The organism is Paenibacillus sp. FSL R7-0216, assembly GCF_037969915.1.
Classification (GTDB): domain Bacteria; phylum Bacillota; class Bacilli; order Paenibacillales; family Paenibacillaceae; genus Fontibacillus; species Fontibacillus rhizolycopersici.
The window spans coordinates 3168851-3182723 of record NZ_CP150222.1; the positions used below are offsets into that span (position 1 = coordinate 3168851).

15 protein-coding genes are annotated in these 13873 nt (G+C 51.6%); 2 read left to right on the forward strand and 13 right to left on the reverse strand.

Translation table 11 applies throughout. The features are described from left to right. Positions 1–101: 101 nt before the first annotated feature. The 6 genes from MKZ15_RS14465 to MKZ15_RS14490 form a co-directional block, all read right to left on the reverse strand. Positions 102–368, reverse strand: coding sequence for a YqhV family protein (locus MKZ15_RS14465; RefSeq protein ID WP_193415919.1), 267 nt, complete (start codon positions 366–368; stop codon positions 102–104). A gap of 126 nt (positions 369–494) precedes the next feature. Next, positions 495–1748, reverse strand: coding sequence for an aspartate kinase (locus tag MKZ15_RS14470; RefSeq protein WP_339816641.1), 1254 nt, complete (start codon positions 1746–1748; stop codon positions 495–497). Between the two features lie 213 nt (positions 1749–1961). After that, the gene (efp, locus tag MKZ15_RS14475) at positions 1962–2519 is read right to left on the reverse strand and encodes an elongation factor P (protein WP_193415917.1); all 558 of its coding nucleotides are present in this window, start codon (positions 2517–2519) and stop codon (positions 1962–1964) included. Positions 2520–2677: 158 nt separating this feature from the next. Beyond that, complete coding sequence (locus tag MKZ15_RS14480; RefSeq protein WP_213622786.1) at positions 2678–3751, reverse strand: Xaa-Pro peptidase family protein; 1074 nt, start codon at positions 3749–3751, stop codon at positions 2678–2680. Between the two features lie 579 nt (positions 3752–4330). Then, the gene (aroQ, locus tag MKZ15_RS14485; protein WP_193415914.1) at positions 4331–4771 is read right to left on the reverse strand and encodes a type II 3-dehydroquinate dehydratase; all 441 of its coding nucleotides are present in this window, start codon (positions 4769–4771) and stop codon (positions 4331–4333) included. A gap of 88 nt (positions 4772–4859) precedes the next feature. After that, on the reverse strand, positions 4860–5402 hold the full coding sequence (locus tag MKZ15_RS14490) for a YqhR family membrane protein (protein WP_339816644.1): 543 nt from the start codon (positions 5400–5402) through the stop codon (positions 4860–4862). 184 nt (positions 5403–5586) lie between these two features. Between MKZ15_RS14490 and MKZ15_RS14495 the strand changes: the two genes are divergently transcribed. After that, on the forward strand, positions 5587–6585 hold the full coding sequence (locus MKZ15_RS14495; protein ID WP_339816645.1) for a DUF1385 domain-containing protein: 999 nt from the start codon (positions 5587–5589) through the stop codon (positions 6583–6585). Between the two features lie 6 nt (positions 6586–6591). Then, the gene (locus tag MKZ15_RS14500) at positions 6592–6915 is read left to right on the forward strand and encodes a hypothetical protein (protein ID WP_155605473.1); all 324 of its coding nucleotides are present in this window, start codon (positions 6592–6594) and stop codon (positions 6913–6915) included. 47 nt (positions 6916–6962) lie between these two features. Here MKZ15_RS14500 and MKZ15_RS14505 read toward each other — a convergent pair whose 3' ends face one another. The 7 genes from MKZ15_RS14505 to MKZ15_RS14535 all read right to left on the reverse strand — a co-directional run bounded on the left by MKZ15_RS14505 (position 6963) and on the right by MKZ15_RS14535 (position 13721). Continuing rightward, positions 6963–7937 carry a patatin-like phospholipase family protein gene (locus MKZ15_RS14505; RefSeq protein WP_339816646.1) on the reverse strand — a complete coding sequence of 325 codons (975 nt, stop codon included), beginning with the start codon at positions 7935–7937 and terminating at the stop codon, positions 6963–6965. A 77-nt stretch (positions 7938–8014) separates the two neighbouring features. Further along, complete coding sequence (locus tag MKZ15_RS14510) at positions 8015–9646, reverse strand: family 10 glycosylhydrolase (protein WP_339816647.1); 1632 nt, start codon at positions 9644–9646, stop codon at positions 8015–8017. Positions 9647–9782: 136 nt separating this feature from the next. Further along, the gene (mntR, locus tag MKZ15_RS14515; protein WP_193415910.1) at positions 9783–10208 is read right to left on the reverse strand and encodes a transcriptional regulator MntR; all 426 of its coding nucleotides are present in this window, start codon (positions 10206–10208) and stop codon (positions 9783–9785) included. 132 nt (positions 10209–10340) lie between these two features. Then, on the reverse strand, positions 10341–11054 hold the full coding sequence (locus MKZ15_RS14520; RefSeq protein ID WP_339816649.1) for a cytochrome c biogenesis protein CcdA: 714 nt from the start codon (positions 11052–11054) through the stop codon (positions 10341–10343). A 26-nt stretch (positions 11055–11080) separates the two neighbouring features. Next, positions 11081–11884 carry a metal ABC transporter permease gene (locus MKZ15_RS14525; RefSeq protein ID WP_193415908.1) on the reverse strand — a complete coding sequence of 268 codons (804 nt, stop codon included), beginning with the start codon at positions 11882–11884 and terminating at the stop codon, positions 11081–11083. A 52-nt stretch (positions 11885–11936) separates the two neighbouring features. Beyond that, entirely contained in the window at positions 11937–12698 is a 762-nt protein-coding gene (locus MKZ15_RS14530) for an ABC transporter ATP-binding protein (protein ID WP_339816652.1), read from the reverse strand. Positions 12699–12734: 36 nt separating this feature from the next. Next, on the reverse strand, positions 12735–13721 hold the full coding sequence (locus MKZ15_RS14535) for a metal ABC transporter substrate-binding protein (protein WP_339816653.1): 987 nt from the start codon (positions 13719–13721) through the stop codon (positions 12735–12737). Positions 13722–13873 lie beyond the last annotated feature (152 nt).

Here is a 13873-nt window from a genome sequence, read left to right on the forward strand (position 1 = left end):
GTACCCCCAAAACTCTTACTTTCATGCATCTCTTAATTGGTTTGTTTTTTGCTATATGACATGTGTATGCTTGTACTTTGCCATTATGCTAGGGAACTCTATCATTTCTTTAAAATACCGATTAAGAGACACGCCACGCCGCAGCCAATCCATACCATCTTCCCCCAGGAAAGTTTGTCGGCGATGCCGGCAAGGCCGATGGACGTAGTGATGAGCAGAATGGTTGGTCCAACGAATGCTAGCGCCGAATTGACGGCGAGCGCTTTGTCTACCCTTCCCAACTTAAGCATAAGCAGCGCTGCCAGGATCTCGACCGTTCCCGAGAAGATGCGTAAGGCCGCCATACTTGTCACGAATTTATCAAGCATATGTACCTCCTTCTTGTCCCATCCGTTCTCTTAACGATATGCCCGACAATTTCTATTTATTAAAAAAATCCCCCGAAGCCATAGCTCCAGGGGATTTCGTTTTGATATTTTCCAGGGTTCCGTAGGTTACCGGCGATCTTGCGGCCCGCCAACGAAAGCGGTGCTCTCCGCATCTAAACCGTAGGCCGTATGCAGCGCGGTCACGACTTCGTTCAGCTTGCTTCCGTCGATGACGCAGGACACCTTGATCTCCGAGGTACTGACCATGACGATATTTACGCCTTGCTTCGAGATCACGTCGAACATTTGCGCTGCGACGCCCGGATGGCTAACCATGCCGGCGCCAACGATCGACACCTTCACGAGTCCTTCTTCAGACGTGACATTCTCATACGGCAGGTCGCCACGGATGCTTTCCAGCACTTTCACCGCTTTATCGCAATCGGACAAGGCCACCGTAAAGGAGAAGTCTGCTTTACCGTCCGTTACACCGCTTTGAACGATGATGTCCACATCGATTTTCGCATTGGCCAGCGAGCCGAACACCTTCGCCAGCACGCCAGGGACATGCGACACGCCCAGAATGCTGATGCGGGCCACATTCTTATCATAAGCGATTCCGCTGACTACCACACCTTGTTCCATATTGACTTCCTCCTTCACAACCGTACCTTCATGATAGTTAAAGCTGGAGCGGACCACGAGCCGGACCTTGTTGTGCTTCGCATATTCCACCGCACGGGGGTGCAGGACCGCAGCGCCTAAGTTCGCGAGCTCAAGCATTTCGTCGTAAGAAATTTCATTCAGTTTACGGGCATTCTTCACGATCCGCGGGTCGGTGGAATAAATGCCGTCCACGTCCGTATAGATCTCGCAATAATCTGCGCCTGTCGCTGCCGCCAAAGCTACCGCCGTCGTATCGGAACCGCCGCGCCCAAACGTGGTGATCTCCCCGCCCTCGGTCATCCCTTGGAAGCCGGCGACGATGACGATATTCCCTTCTTCCAGCGATTTCTGCACTCGATCCGGCTTAATATCGGTGATTCGGGCTCTACCATGCTCTGCTTCCGTGCGGAAACCGGCCTGCCAGCCCGTATAAGAAACGGCTTTAGCACCAAGCGCGTCGATGGCCATCGCCAGCAGCGCGATGGAGATTTGTTCGCCGGTTGTCATCAGCATATCCATTTCCCGCAGAGGCGGATTCGGATTCAACAGCTTCGCCTGATCAATCAAATCGTCCGTTGTATCGCCCATCGCAGAGACCACTACCATGACCTGATGCCCTTCTTGCTGTTTTTCCACAACGCGCCGGGCGACGCGCTGCATACGCTCCGTATCGCCTACAGAGCTACCTCCAAATTTCATCACGTATAAAGCCAAGTCAGACCCTCCCTAATGGTGCTCCGAATTGGAGCGTTCAGCCCATTAAATCCAGTAACGCTTTAAACCAGTATAATACGAAAGCCCCGAAGTTCGTCAATGGTTTTGCGGATATTAACAAAAATTCCCCCACCCAGGTCAGGTGGAGGATACCGCTTGATGGACAAGACCCCGCCTGAAGCAGAGCCTTGTACCAAACAACCGCAGGGAATTCTATGCCCGCGAGATGTATTTGCCTTCGCGTGTATCGATGAGGAGCACATCATCTTCGTTAATGAAGAGCGGAACTTGAACGTTCAAGCCGGTTTCGACTTTCGCGTTTTTGGTTGCGCCGGTAGCCGTGTTCCCTTTGATCCCCGGTTCGGTTTCAATTACCTTCAGCTCGACGCTGTTCGGCAGGTTGATCCCGAGAATTTCGCCTTGGTAGCTGACGATCTTGACGTTCATGTTTTCTCTCAGGAAGTTCAGCTCCCACTCCAGTTGATCCGAAGTCAACGAGAACTGATCATAAGTTTCGTTATCCATGAACGTATGCTCTTGGCCGCTGGCATACAAGTATTGCACGTCGCGGTTTTCAATCATCGCCCGGCCAATCGTTTCACCGGCGCGGAATGTTTTTTCCACCGTGTTCCCGTTACGCAGGTTTTTCAGCTTGGAGCGGACGAACGCCGCGCCTTTCCCCGGTTTTACGTGTTGGAACTCCAACACCGTATAAATGTCGCCGTCCACCTCGACGGTCAAGCCTGTTTTAAAATCGTTTACTGAAATCACAAAAGTACCTCCTCAAGTGGGTTAACATCTCTATTAAAATTGAAAAATACCCAAAATTCAAGCGGCCAACGTAAGCTGCTGTTTCCCCCAACCTTGGAGTCCCTGCGAAACCACGTACAGCCGGGTGCCGGCTACATCAAACCGTCGTCACCCTTATTTTAGCCGAGCGCGATGAAATCCTTCGTCGACTCTGTCAACCGGCGGATTCCGGTCTCCGTGATCACGACATCGTCCTCGATGCGAACGCCGCCGATCCCCGGCAAGTAGATCCCCGGTTCCACGGTGACGACCATCCCCGGCTTCAAGACCGTGTCGCTCGCTTTGGATACGCGAGGGGCCTCATGCACTTCCATCCCGAGGCCATGCCCGGTGCTGTGGCCGAACTGATCGCCGTAGCCGTAACGGGTAATGACGTCACGCGCTAAGGCATCGGCTTCCCGCCCGGTCATCCCCGGACGCAGGAATTCCAACGTATGCAGTTGGGCTTCCAAGACGATATCGTATATTTCACGCAGCTTGGCGGTTGGTGTTCCCAAAGCAACCGTCCGTGTAATATCAGAGCAATACCCCTTATACAAGGCGCCGAAATCCATGGTTACCAGCTCGTTCGCTTGCATGATGCGTTCGCTTGCTCTGCCATGGGGCAGAGCGGAACGTTCCCCGGAGGCCATAATCGTATCGAAGGAAGGACCCGTCGCCCCGTTCTTCTTCATGAACGTTTCCAGCTCCAGCGCGGCATCCCATTCGCTCATTCCCGGCTTCAGGACGTCCAACATATGCAGGAAAGTCCGGTCAGCCAGTTCGGCTGCTTCTTTCATGATCGCCAATTCCTCAGCGTCCTTGAAGATGCGCAACTCTTCTACCATACCGCTCAGCGGAACAAGCGTCACCGGCTGCAGTTCGCGCTCGTAAGAACGGAAGGTGGCAAACACCATTTGCTCTTCTTCAAATCCAAGCCGATCGATGTTCTCTTGTTGCAGCAGGCTTTGGATGGTTCCAGTGACCGATGCACCATGGTCCACAATTTCAAACCCGGGCGCTTGTTCGGCCGCCTGTGTCAAATAACGGAAGTCCGTTAACAGCCAGGCTTGTTGATGCGTAATCAGCACATAGCCGGAACTTCCCGTAAATCCCGTCAAATAGCGGCGGTTCACTTCTCCGGTAATCAGTACGGCTTCGATCTGCTGCGATGTCATCGCTTCGCGGAGCCGGGTTACACGTGTACTCGCCATAACTAACTCTCCCTTATTATAAGGTAGTTCAAAATGCCATCTTTGGATCACGAAGCATTGGCTGGGATGCGAGGTCGGCGTCGAATCTTGAATTCAGCCGGTCCAAGCCGATGCTTCCGAAGCATGTTTCCTTCGGAAACATTTCAGTTGCTCACGTAGCTTGCAGCTACGCTCCGCTACTCACTTCCTAACTTCATCCAACCTTCTCGGTGCTCCAAACCTGCCCTTTTGAACCTTCATTTGAATCGGTAGTTCAAAATGCCATCTTTGGATCACGAAGCATTGGCTGCGTTGCGAGGTCGGCATCGAATCTGCCACATGAATCCAAGGAATTCCTGCAAAAATACAGTTATTCTCTTGAAAAAGGGCAACATCACGTGAATACCTGCAAAAATACAGTTTTATTTCGCAAAAAGTGACTATAACGCTCATTCAACCCAAAATCCCTGCATTTTTGCATCTTTTTTCGACTTAAGCTCCAATATCGCCCGAAATTCCTGCACTTTTGCAGTTATTCGTCTCAAGCCAACCGGTCGAATCCAAGGTCAATTCAAGGTCACTTGGTTTAGAAACCTCCGGCTATCCCCGTTCCAAATGCCGTTTCAACGCCAGCAGTCCCATTTCATAGCCATAGGATCCAAATCCGGAGATTTGACCGACAGCGATCGGCGCAATGACCGAGGTATGACGGAACGCCTCGCGGGCATGGATATTAGACAAATGAACTTCGACCACAGGAATTTTCACCGAAGTCAGGGCGTCCCGAAGCGCATAGCTGTAATGCGTCAACGCACCTGGATTCAGCAGAATTCCGTCCGAGTTTCCGTAGGCGGCGTGAATTCGATCAATCAGCTCGCCCTCATGGTTGGACTGAAAGAAGGAAAGCTCCAGCCCGTTTGGCACAGCCAGTTCCTTCAGCTTATCTTCGATATCACCGAGTGTCTCTGATCCGTAAACGCCGGGCTCGCGTACGCCAAGCATGTTTAAGTTCGGTCCGTTCATGACGAAGATGCGATACAAGGCGGCTCCCCCTTTCCGAAAAATAACCAAAAATAATTTTAACATAGGAGGGAGTCGCTTGAGAAGCTATAACTTTTCGGACGCTCTCTTATTGAAGCGCATGCTGCTCGCGGGCTTTGTTCGGTTCACGCGACCGTTCGTCCGTATATTCCTCCGCCGTGGTATATCCGATAAACAACCCCCACAGTAAATACAGGCAAAACTCGCTGATGATTGTGGTCCGTGACAGATCGCGCAGCGGAGGAATCAGATCCAGCAACGGGCCGAGCAAACCGAACAAAATTCCCCACCAGGCGATGCCGTATAAGATCCCCGGGCCCGGGCCTTTCAGTTTACGGAACGCTACCACATAGAGGATCGTCGCCAGAATGGACAACACGATAAACGACAGCCATCCAATGTAATATCCAGCCTGACTGTTCAGGAACGAATTTTTGAAGAATGGCTCCACCAGATAGCCGGGCAATACCGAGGTAAAGCTCATATAGAAAAATAAGCCTTTGACACCCCCCCAGATCAATCCGGCAAACAATCCGATCTCCAACGCAAACATCCAAATGTTGGTGTTTTTACGCCGCTGCTGCCGCCATGGCTGAACCCTCGCATGTGATTTTTCCTTGTTCGCTTTCATTCGCATCCTTCCCTTCCATAGAAATATTTACATTCGTTTTTTTGAAGGTTAGTATGTACATTTCCAAAAAGACTAAACAAACTAGAATTTGCCCGCAAAGTCCGTTACAATGGAATCATTACAAATCTTGATGTCACGCCGCTTACGCCACACAAAACTCATATATTGTAGGAAGGTGAAAGTTTTGCCTGAACAATCTGCACCGACGATTTACGGCGGCCAAGCCGTTATAGAAGGCGTCATGTTCGGTGGAAAATATGTCAACGTAACCGCCGTTCGCCGGAAGACCGGGGAAATCAGCTTTTTGGAGGTCCCTAAAGAAGACAAGGATTGGGTCAAACGGCTGCGCAAAATCCCGCTGATTCGCGGAATCGTCAGCATTGTCGACTCCAGTGCCAAAGGTTCTAAGCACCTCAACTATTCGGCAGAGGCGATGGCCGATGACGAAATGGACCCGGAAGAACGCGCCAAACAGAAGGAAAAAGAGGAGTCCGGCTTCTCCCTCACGATGCTGCTTGGGGTTGCCGTGGTCGGCGTCTTGTCCTTTATCGTGGGCAAGCTGATTTTCACTTTGGTACCGGCACTCTTGGAACAATACTTGTTCCAGCACGCTTTTGCGAGTCAAACACTGCACTCCCTCATCGAAGGCGCGATCAAAATCGTCCTGTTGCTTGGTTATCTGTGGCTGATGTCGCAGACGCCCGTCATTAAACGGTTATTCCAATACCACGGGGCAGAACATAAAGTCATCTCCGCGTATGAAGCAGGGGAAGATTTAACCCCGGCCAATGTGCAAAAATACAGCCGTCTGCATTACCGCTGCGGCAGCAGCTTTATTATTTTGACAGTCATTGTCGGAGTTATCATTTATTCCTTGCCTATATTCAGTTGGGACTCGCTTTGGGAACGCGTATATATCCGCGTGCTGTTGCTCCCGCTCGTCATTGGTCTTTCGTTCGAAATGCTGCGATTCACCAATGCGGTTCGGGACATTCCGGTGCTGCGTTTCCTCGGCTATCCGGGTCTATGGTTGCAGCTCTTAACGACAAAGGAACCGTCCGATGATCAAGTCGAAGTATCCATCGCTTCGTTTAATCGGATGCGTGAGTTAGATGCTCAATTGGAACAAGTCGGCGTCCTCGAGACGCCAGTTGGTTCGGCTTTGGATCCCTTGAAAGGATGAGGTAACATGAAAAAACAAGGCATCATGTTTTGGATCATCGTCCTCTTGGTCGGCGTCGGCATTATCGACAGTCTCTTTGTGAGCCATCGGATCCCTTGGAGTAGCATTATCGTTCCGGTCGCCGTCATCGGCATCGTCTTTCTACTGTACAAATTCCCGCCGCGGAAATACCGGAAAGCACAGCCGAAAATCAAACCTTCGGCACGTACAATGGCCAAAGTAGCCGCGGAACGCAAGCCTGCCCGAAGCGATAAACGCAAAGCGTATCCGTTTCAAGTTATTGAAGGGCAAAAAGGCAAAAGCGATGACGATTTGCCTAAATATCATTAAAATGTAAAAGGACGGTGCCGCTAAAATTGCGGTACCGTCCTTTTGGTTTATTTTAGCGCGGCGAACGCTTGCTGATACTTCTTGAACTGATCCTCGTACAACTGCATGTTCCAACTGCCGAAGAATCGGTCTCCGGCCAGAAATCCCGATTCGAATAACAGCAAGCTTTCCTCGTCGCTGATATCGAATTGTGTCGTGCCTATGCCAAGCGTTGGAATCTTAATCGTCCGATAACGATTGGGTTGCTCGATGTACCGCTCGTCATGAGCGGACAGCATCGTCTCTACGATCGCCTGCAGCATCGAAAACGGACCGGTAATGCCATGCGGCTTATTCGTATTTTTGCCGACCATTTGAAAGCCGACGGTCGGAATACGCCTCTCCCCGTGCCGTGGCTCTTCGCGATCAAACAACCATAATGGAAAATTGCTGAGCAGTCCGCCGTCAACGATGTGTAGAAACTGCTCGGCGAACGGTTTGCCTTTCGCAAGCTTCGGCGGCAGCCGCAACAGCACCGGATCAAAGAAATAGGGAATGCTGCAGCTCATGCGAACCGCTCGGGCCACTTCGAATGTCGCCGGATTGAGACCGATGTTATGCAGGTCGTCCGGCAGTACCATGATTTTCCCGCTTGTGATATCCGAGGCGATAATCGTCAGCTTCCCCGGGGGGAGATCACCAAATGTGCGAATGCCTTTGGCCAGCAGGATCTGGCGCACCCACTCCTCCAGCGCCTCTCCGGCATATAATCCTTTCTTGAGGAGCACACGGAGGGCCGGACCGATCAACGCCAGATTAAAGATCGGCGCACGCTTCAGAAATTTTGAAAACGACGTGGTCAAGATAAGTTCTTTCATTTCATCAGCCGTATAGCCTGCAGCAATCATGGAAGCGATAATCGAGCCGGACGAAGTTCCGGCCACACGATGAAACCGCGCGCCGTATTTCTCCGCCGCCCTGACCGCACCGGCCAACGAAATCCCTTTGACCCCGCCGCCTTCAAACACTCCGTTCATTAGCATCAGGTGCCTTCCCCCCAACCTACATCAGTCTATTGCTTATGTATGTTGGGAGGGGCTGTACGTATGCCTATAGCTGCCTACATCCCATAATAAGACTGCAGCAGCGGGATCAAGCCCAGCGGGTTCTTCCGCAGATCCTTGGCGCTAAAGAAGATGCTGCCGCTGATTTCGGGAACTTGGCGGTTGTAATTCAATTGGTCGATGATTTCCTGCGCGCTGGACCATCCAATCTCCGGTGTCCCCAGCTTATATGGCGCGTGGCCGATATAGAGCTTCACGTTTGTACCTCTAACCTCGCTGGCCCACCAGTCCGCCAGCAGGTCATACCGAACCTCTTTGCGCGTCATACTCCAATAGATCTGCGGAGCCACATAATCGATCCACTCGTGTTTGATCCAGGTACGAACATCGGCATATGTGCTGTCGTAGGCCGTAACGCTGGCTTTCGTATCAGAACCCGTTAAATCGTTCGACTTGTTTCGCCAAACCCCGTACGGACTGATACCGTAAGACACGCTTGGTTTGGCTTGGGCAACGCTTTGTCCCAGCTTCTGTACGAACTGATTGATGTTGTCCCGGCGCCAGTCGCCCTTATTTGCGATTTTCTTGACGTTATAGGCTTTAAACGCCGCATCATCCGCAAATATCTTTGAGGTCGTTTCCCCGGTTGGATAGAAATAATCGTCCAAATGAACACCGTCGATATCGTATCCGTTCACAACTTCCATGATCGCGCGAATGACATGATCCCGGGCTTCCGGAATCCCCGGATTGATGTAAAGCTTGCCGTCGAACTTTACGATCCATTCCGGATGCAGGTTCGCCACATGATTGGCCGGAAGCTTGCTGGCGTCGCCGCCCGTGCTGGCACGGAACGGATTAAACCAAGCATGGAATTCCATGCCGCGACGGTGCGTCTCCTCAATCAGGAACTGCAACGGATCATATCCCGGATCCTTTCCAGCTGTTCCTGTCAAATAGGAGGTCCATGGCACCAACGAGGACGGGTAGATCGCGTCCGCCGACGGGCGCACTTGAACGAATACCGCGTTCATGCCCATCGCCTGCACTTCGTCCAGCAGTTGAACGTATTCGGCTTTCTGAGCTTCCACCTTACCGTATGAGCTTTTGCTTGGCCAGTCCAGGTTTGAAACGGTGGATACCCAAACGCCTCGCAGCCCATTAGCGGTATCGCCCGAAGCCGGAGGCTGAGGAACCTCGCCTTGCGGAACTCCCCCGCCTGTGCCGGGAACCGATGGCTCTTCCGCAGATCCACTCGTCAGCGAAATCGTGCGAGTTTGTCCATTCCAATCAACGGCAATTCCAAGCTGCTCACTGACAAAGCGAAGCGGGACCATCGTTCGTCCCGAACTGATCTCTACGGACGCTTCAAGGCGAATAGCGCTACTGTCCACTTGAACCGTGGAATCCCCCACTGTAAGCACAATCGTGCTGCCGTCTTTTTGAATCGTCGCTTTTTTATCGGTTTGGGACCAGGCCACCTGGGCTCCCAGGTTTTCGCTAATCACCCGAAGGGGGACCATGGTGACGTTCGCTCCGGGCTTAATGTATGGCGAAGTATCGGAGGACAACTCGACACCATCGAGAATAATCCGAATGTCGGATGAGGCAGCTGCCGGCGTATTTCCGGAATAAGGCCATAAGAAGAGCAACACAAGAAAAGGAATAAACCATTTACGAAATTTCATCAGAATCCTCCACATCATCTTTATGTACGGACAAACCGCGTTACTCTCTTTAACGTCTGGCAGAGGTCAAGAGTTGCGCTCCTGGGGGCAAAAAAGAAAAAAGCATCTGCCTTATCTTCAAAGACAGATGCTTCTTCTATGATTCGCTAATCAGTTCCTGATGGACCGTCTCCAGGTCGCGGATGCGAGAGGTGTCACGCTTGAAATACTCCACTAGCGTTGCAATACGTGTGATGGAATCCCAGCTTAAATGATGCTCAATGCCCTCGACGTCTTTATAAATGTTCTCGTGTTCAACGCCAATCATGCCAAGGAACTCTTCGAGCAGTTGATGTCGGTCCACGAGCCGTTTGCCGATTTTTTTTCCTTTGTTGGTCAAGACAAGGCCCCGGTACTTCTCGTAAATCAAATATTCATCCTTGTCCAATTTTTGAATCATCTTCGTGACGGAGGAAGGATGAACCTCCAAACCTTCCGCGATATCGGACACGCGCGCGTATCCCTTCTCGTCGATCAGTTTGTAAATACGCTCCAAATAGTCCTCCATACTGGGCGTTGGCATCTATCGATTCCCTCTTTTCCATGAGTTGACGCGGACAAACATGTACACGCAGGTTAACATTACTCTGTTAATGATACATGTTCTGATTGTCCGTTGGCAAGTGCGCATCGGCACACTTTCCTATATCCAACCCTAGAACTTCAACCATTCGGGCGTGATTTGCTGCAGCCAAATGGTGATTTGGGCCATGCGGTTCGTAAAGAGCAGCACCCCCATCAGGAGCATCAAAGCGCCCCCGATTTTCATCATGATCGCGGAATAACGGAGGATCCATTTCGTCGAACCGATAAAGAAGGCCAGCGCAAAAAATGGTAAGGCAAATCCTAGCGTATACGCGGTAATGAGTCCTATCCAGGTTCCCGGCTCCGTCACAGCCAGCGCGATAATCGCCGCCAGGATCGGTCCAACGCAAGGCGACCAACCCGCCGAAAAACCGATCCCGAAAATAAATGATCCAACATAACCGGCAGGTTTGAACTTCAGGTCCATTTTTCGTTCCTTCAGCAAAAACCGCGGTTGGAAGATCCCCATAAGAAACAAACCCATGCAAATGATCAGAATAGCGGATAATTGCCGGATCAACCCGCGGTATTGATTAAAGAATTCTCCAAACAAACCGGCGCCGAACCCTAATGTGTAAAAGACGACGGAGAAACCGAGGATAAACGCCAGCGTATGCGTCATCGTCCGGAACCGGACGTCTCGTTTGCTTTGCTCCGTCTTCAACTGCTGCACGGACATCCCGGTGATATAGGACAAATAAGACGGATATAAGGGCAAGCAGCAAGGCGAAATAAAGGAAGCTACTCCCGCGCCAAAAGCAAGCCCGAGATGGATGTCGGCCATATGAACCCCCTATGTACCCTTGCGGGCTAGGCGGAAAATCCCCGTTTGCCCAGCAAAGTAAGTATCAACATACAGATCAGCAGCAGCACGATCGTGGCACCCGGTGCCAGATTCCAGATGCCCGCCACAATCAATCCCGCCACGACCGCAATTTCGGCTATGATGACGGAGAATAGAACGGACGTCTTAAAGCTTCGGGCGATCAACAGACTGCAAGCGGCTGGAATCGTCAACAAGGCCGAGACTAATAAAGCGCCAACGATCTTAATCGCGGTGCTGATTACCAACGCCGTCATGACCGTCAGCAGCAAATTCAGCAGCTTTACCGGAAGGCCGCTCACCGAAGCGGCATCCTCCTCAAAGGTGAGCAAGAAGAACTCCTTAAAAAACGCCGCGACGACGATGACCACTACCAAGGTGACGCCAAATGCCACGTACAAGTCCGTCGTATCCAGCGTATAGATACTGCCGAACAGATAACTGACCACATCTGTATTGTAACCCATCCCTAGTGTGAAGAACAGGGAAGCTAGCGCAACGCCCCCAGACATGATGATGGCTATCGACAGCTCGGCGTAGCCTTTATAAGCTTTGCGCAGCTTCTCGATCGCAAACGAGGCGATCACCGCAAAAGCTAAACCAACCCCTACGGGGTATACACCAACTAAGAAACCTAAGGCCACCCCGGCAATCGTCACATGGGCCAATGTATCCCCGATCATCGATAGGCGGCGCAATACCAGAAAGATCCCGATCAGCGGTGCCGTCAGCCCAATAAGCAGACCTCCAGCCAGCGCTCTTTGAAAAAAATCAGCGGATAATATTTCCAAAATCAACAACTCCTAAAAGTTTTTCGAAGCAAAACGGCCTCGAAAGCGTAGGCTAAACCAACGAATGCTGTAGGTCCGGGATCGCGCAGTCCTGCTCGTGCGAATGACGCACGTAAAATTTAATCGCCCCGCAATGCTCACGGGGTTCATGGCCCAGCTGACCTTCGATCATGCTGATATCATGGGAGACCATCAGAAACGTCATATGATGATGGGCGTGCATATGAAAGATTAATTCAAAAAAGTCGGCTTGCGTCTGTGCGTCGATACCGACTGTAGGTTCGTCTAAAACGAGCAGATCCGGTTTGTTGACGAGCGCCCGCGCCAAAAATACACGTTGCTGTTGGCCGCCCGAAAGCTGACCGATCCGTTTATCCTGGATCTCGCCGATTCGCATTACTTCCAGCGCATCATCGCATTTACGTTGCTCCTCGCGGCCGATTCGGTGAAACAGCTTCTTATTGTTGTATAGGCCGGACATCACGACTTCGCGGACCGTCGCCGGAAATAGCGGGTTAAAGGCGTTCTTCTGCGGCACATAACCGATTCGCTCCCAATCGCGGAAGCGCCGAATCGGTTCGCCAAACAAGCGGATTTGCCCTTCCGTCGGCTGCAGCAAGCCTACCATCATTCGCAGCAGCGTCGTTTTCCCCGCGCCGTTGGAACCGATCACGCCAACAAAATCCCGCTCACGAACTCGAAAGCTGAAATCGTTGATGACCTTTTGCTCTTGGTAAGCAAAGGAGACGTGGTCGAGCTCGATTACACTATCATGACAAACGGCATCCAGTGCCGGTTTTGCGTCGGTATTCATTCACTTTGCGTCCTTCCGGTACATGTAGTTTTCTTCTTATTGTAGAGCTTGGATCAGATTTTGCAAATTTTTCTCCATCAATGTAAAATAATTGTCCCCCGCTTGTGCTTGGTTTTTCGTCAACCCTTCCACCGGATTCAAGACCAAGGTCTCCACGCCGGCTTCGGAAGCCAGCGTTTTGGCTAACTTATCCGATACAAGCTCCTCGAAGAAAATATAGCGGATGCCCTCTTCCTTCACCATCTTCGACAGGGCTACCAGGTCCTGAGCCCGCGGCTCGGCTTCGGGCGAGAGCCCCATGATCGCATGTTGGGTTAAGCCGTAATCCCTGCACAAATAGCCGAAGGCCTGGTGGGAAACGACAATCTCCTTGTTTGGCAGCGCGGATAATTGCTCGGTAAACTTGGCATCCAGCGCCTGCAATTGTCCAATCAGCTCCTGATAGCGGGCTTCATAGGTTGCCTCATGAGCCGGATCTACCTCAATGTAGCTGTTCTTGATATTCTCCGCCATCACGATTGCGGATTTGGGGCTAACCCAAGTATGCGGATCGACGTGATGGTCGGCTTCCTCTCCCTCATGCCCCGAGTTCGACTCCGATTCCTCGCCATGTCCATGACCATCGTCCCCATTCGCTTCGATCAAATCAATGCCTTGGCTGACCTCCACGGTTTGCACCTCGTTGTCACCGCCCAAGCCTTTCAGGAAGTTCGGGACCCAGCCCTCCAGCCCTGCTCCGTTATACAAGAACAATTGCGCTTTGGACGCATTCAAAATATCCTGGCTGCGCGGCGTCCAATCATGCGGCTCGACCCCCGTGGGCAGCAGGTTGATAACGTTGGCTTCCTCTCCCCCGATCGCTTTGGCAAATTCGTAAATGGGATAAAAGCTAGTGATGACGTTAACCTTCCCCTCCACGATGGTTCCGCTGTCCGAACTCTTTCCGCAGCCCGACAAAGTCAGTGTGATGGTAAGCAGCGCCACCGCGAGGATCAGCGCCCGCTTGGATCTATGTATAAGCATAAATAACTCCCTCTCTTAATCGTAATGATTACCAACAAGGATTATAGGGCCATTCTCCTACGATTGTCAACCTCAATTATTCTTCCTTTAATGAAGACGCCACAAACAAAACCGCCAGAGGGAGTTCCCCTGGCGGTCGCATGACACCGATA

What these genes read in the sequence shown, in the direction of transcription:
- MKZ15_RS14530 (WP_339816652.1), bottom strand. Translation starts at nt 12,698, where the DNA reads ATGAATACCGACGCAAAACCGGCACTGGATGCCGTTTGTCATGATAGT.
- MKZ15_RS14505 (WP_339816646.1), bottom strand. Translation starts at nt 7,937, where the DNA reads ATGCTAATGAACGGAGTGTTTGAAGGCGGCGGGGTCAAAGGGATTTCG.
- MKZ15_RS14500 (WP_155605473.1), top strand. Translation starts at nt 6,592, where the DNA reads ATGAAAAAACAAGGCATCATGTTTTGGATCATCGTCCTCTTGGTCGGC.
- MKZ15_RS14490 (WP_339816644.1), bottom strand. Translation starts at nt 5,402, where the DNA reads ATGAAAGCGAACAAGGAAAAATCACATGCGAGGGTTCAGCCATGGCGG.
- MKZ15_RS14480 (WP_213622786.1), bottom strand. Translation starts at nt 3,751, where the DNA reads ATGGCGAGTACACGTGTAACCCGGCTCCGCGAAGCGATGACATCGCAG.
- MKZ15_RS14465 (WP_193415919.1), bottom strand. Translation starts at nt 368, where the DNA reads ATGCTTGATAAATTCGTGACAAGTATGGCGGCCTTACGCATCTTCTCG.
- MKZ15_RS14510 (WP_339816647.1), bottom strand. Translation starts at nt 9,646, where the DNA reads ATGAAATTTCGTAAATGGTTTATTCCTTTTCTTGTGTTGCTCTTCTTA.
- mntR (WP_193415910.1), bottom strand. Translation starts at nt 10,208, where the DNA reads ATGCCAACGCCCAGTATGGAGGACTATTTGGAGCGTATTTACAAACTG.
- MKZ15_RS14535 (WP_339816653.1), bottom strand. Translation starts at nt 13,721, where the DNA reads ATGCTTATACATAGATCCAAGCGGGCGCTGATCCTCGCGGTGGCGCTG.
- MKZ15_RS14520 (WP_339816649.1), bottom strand. Translation starts at nt 11,054, where the DNA reads ATGGCCGACATCCATCTCGGGCTTGCTTTTGGCGCGGGAGTAGCTTCC.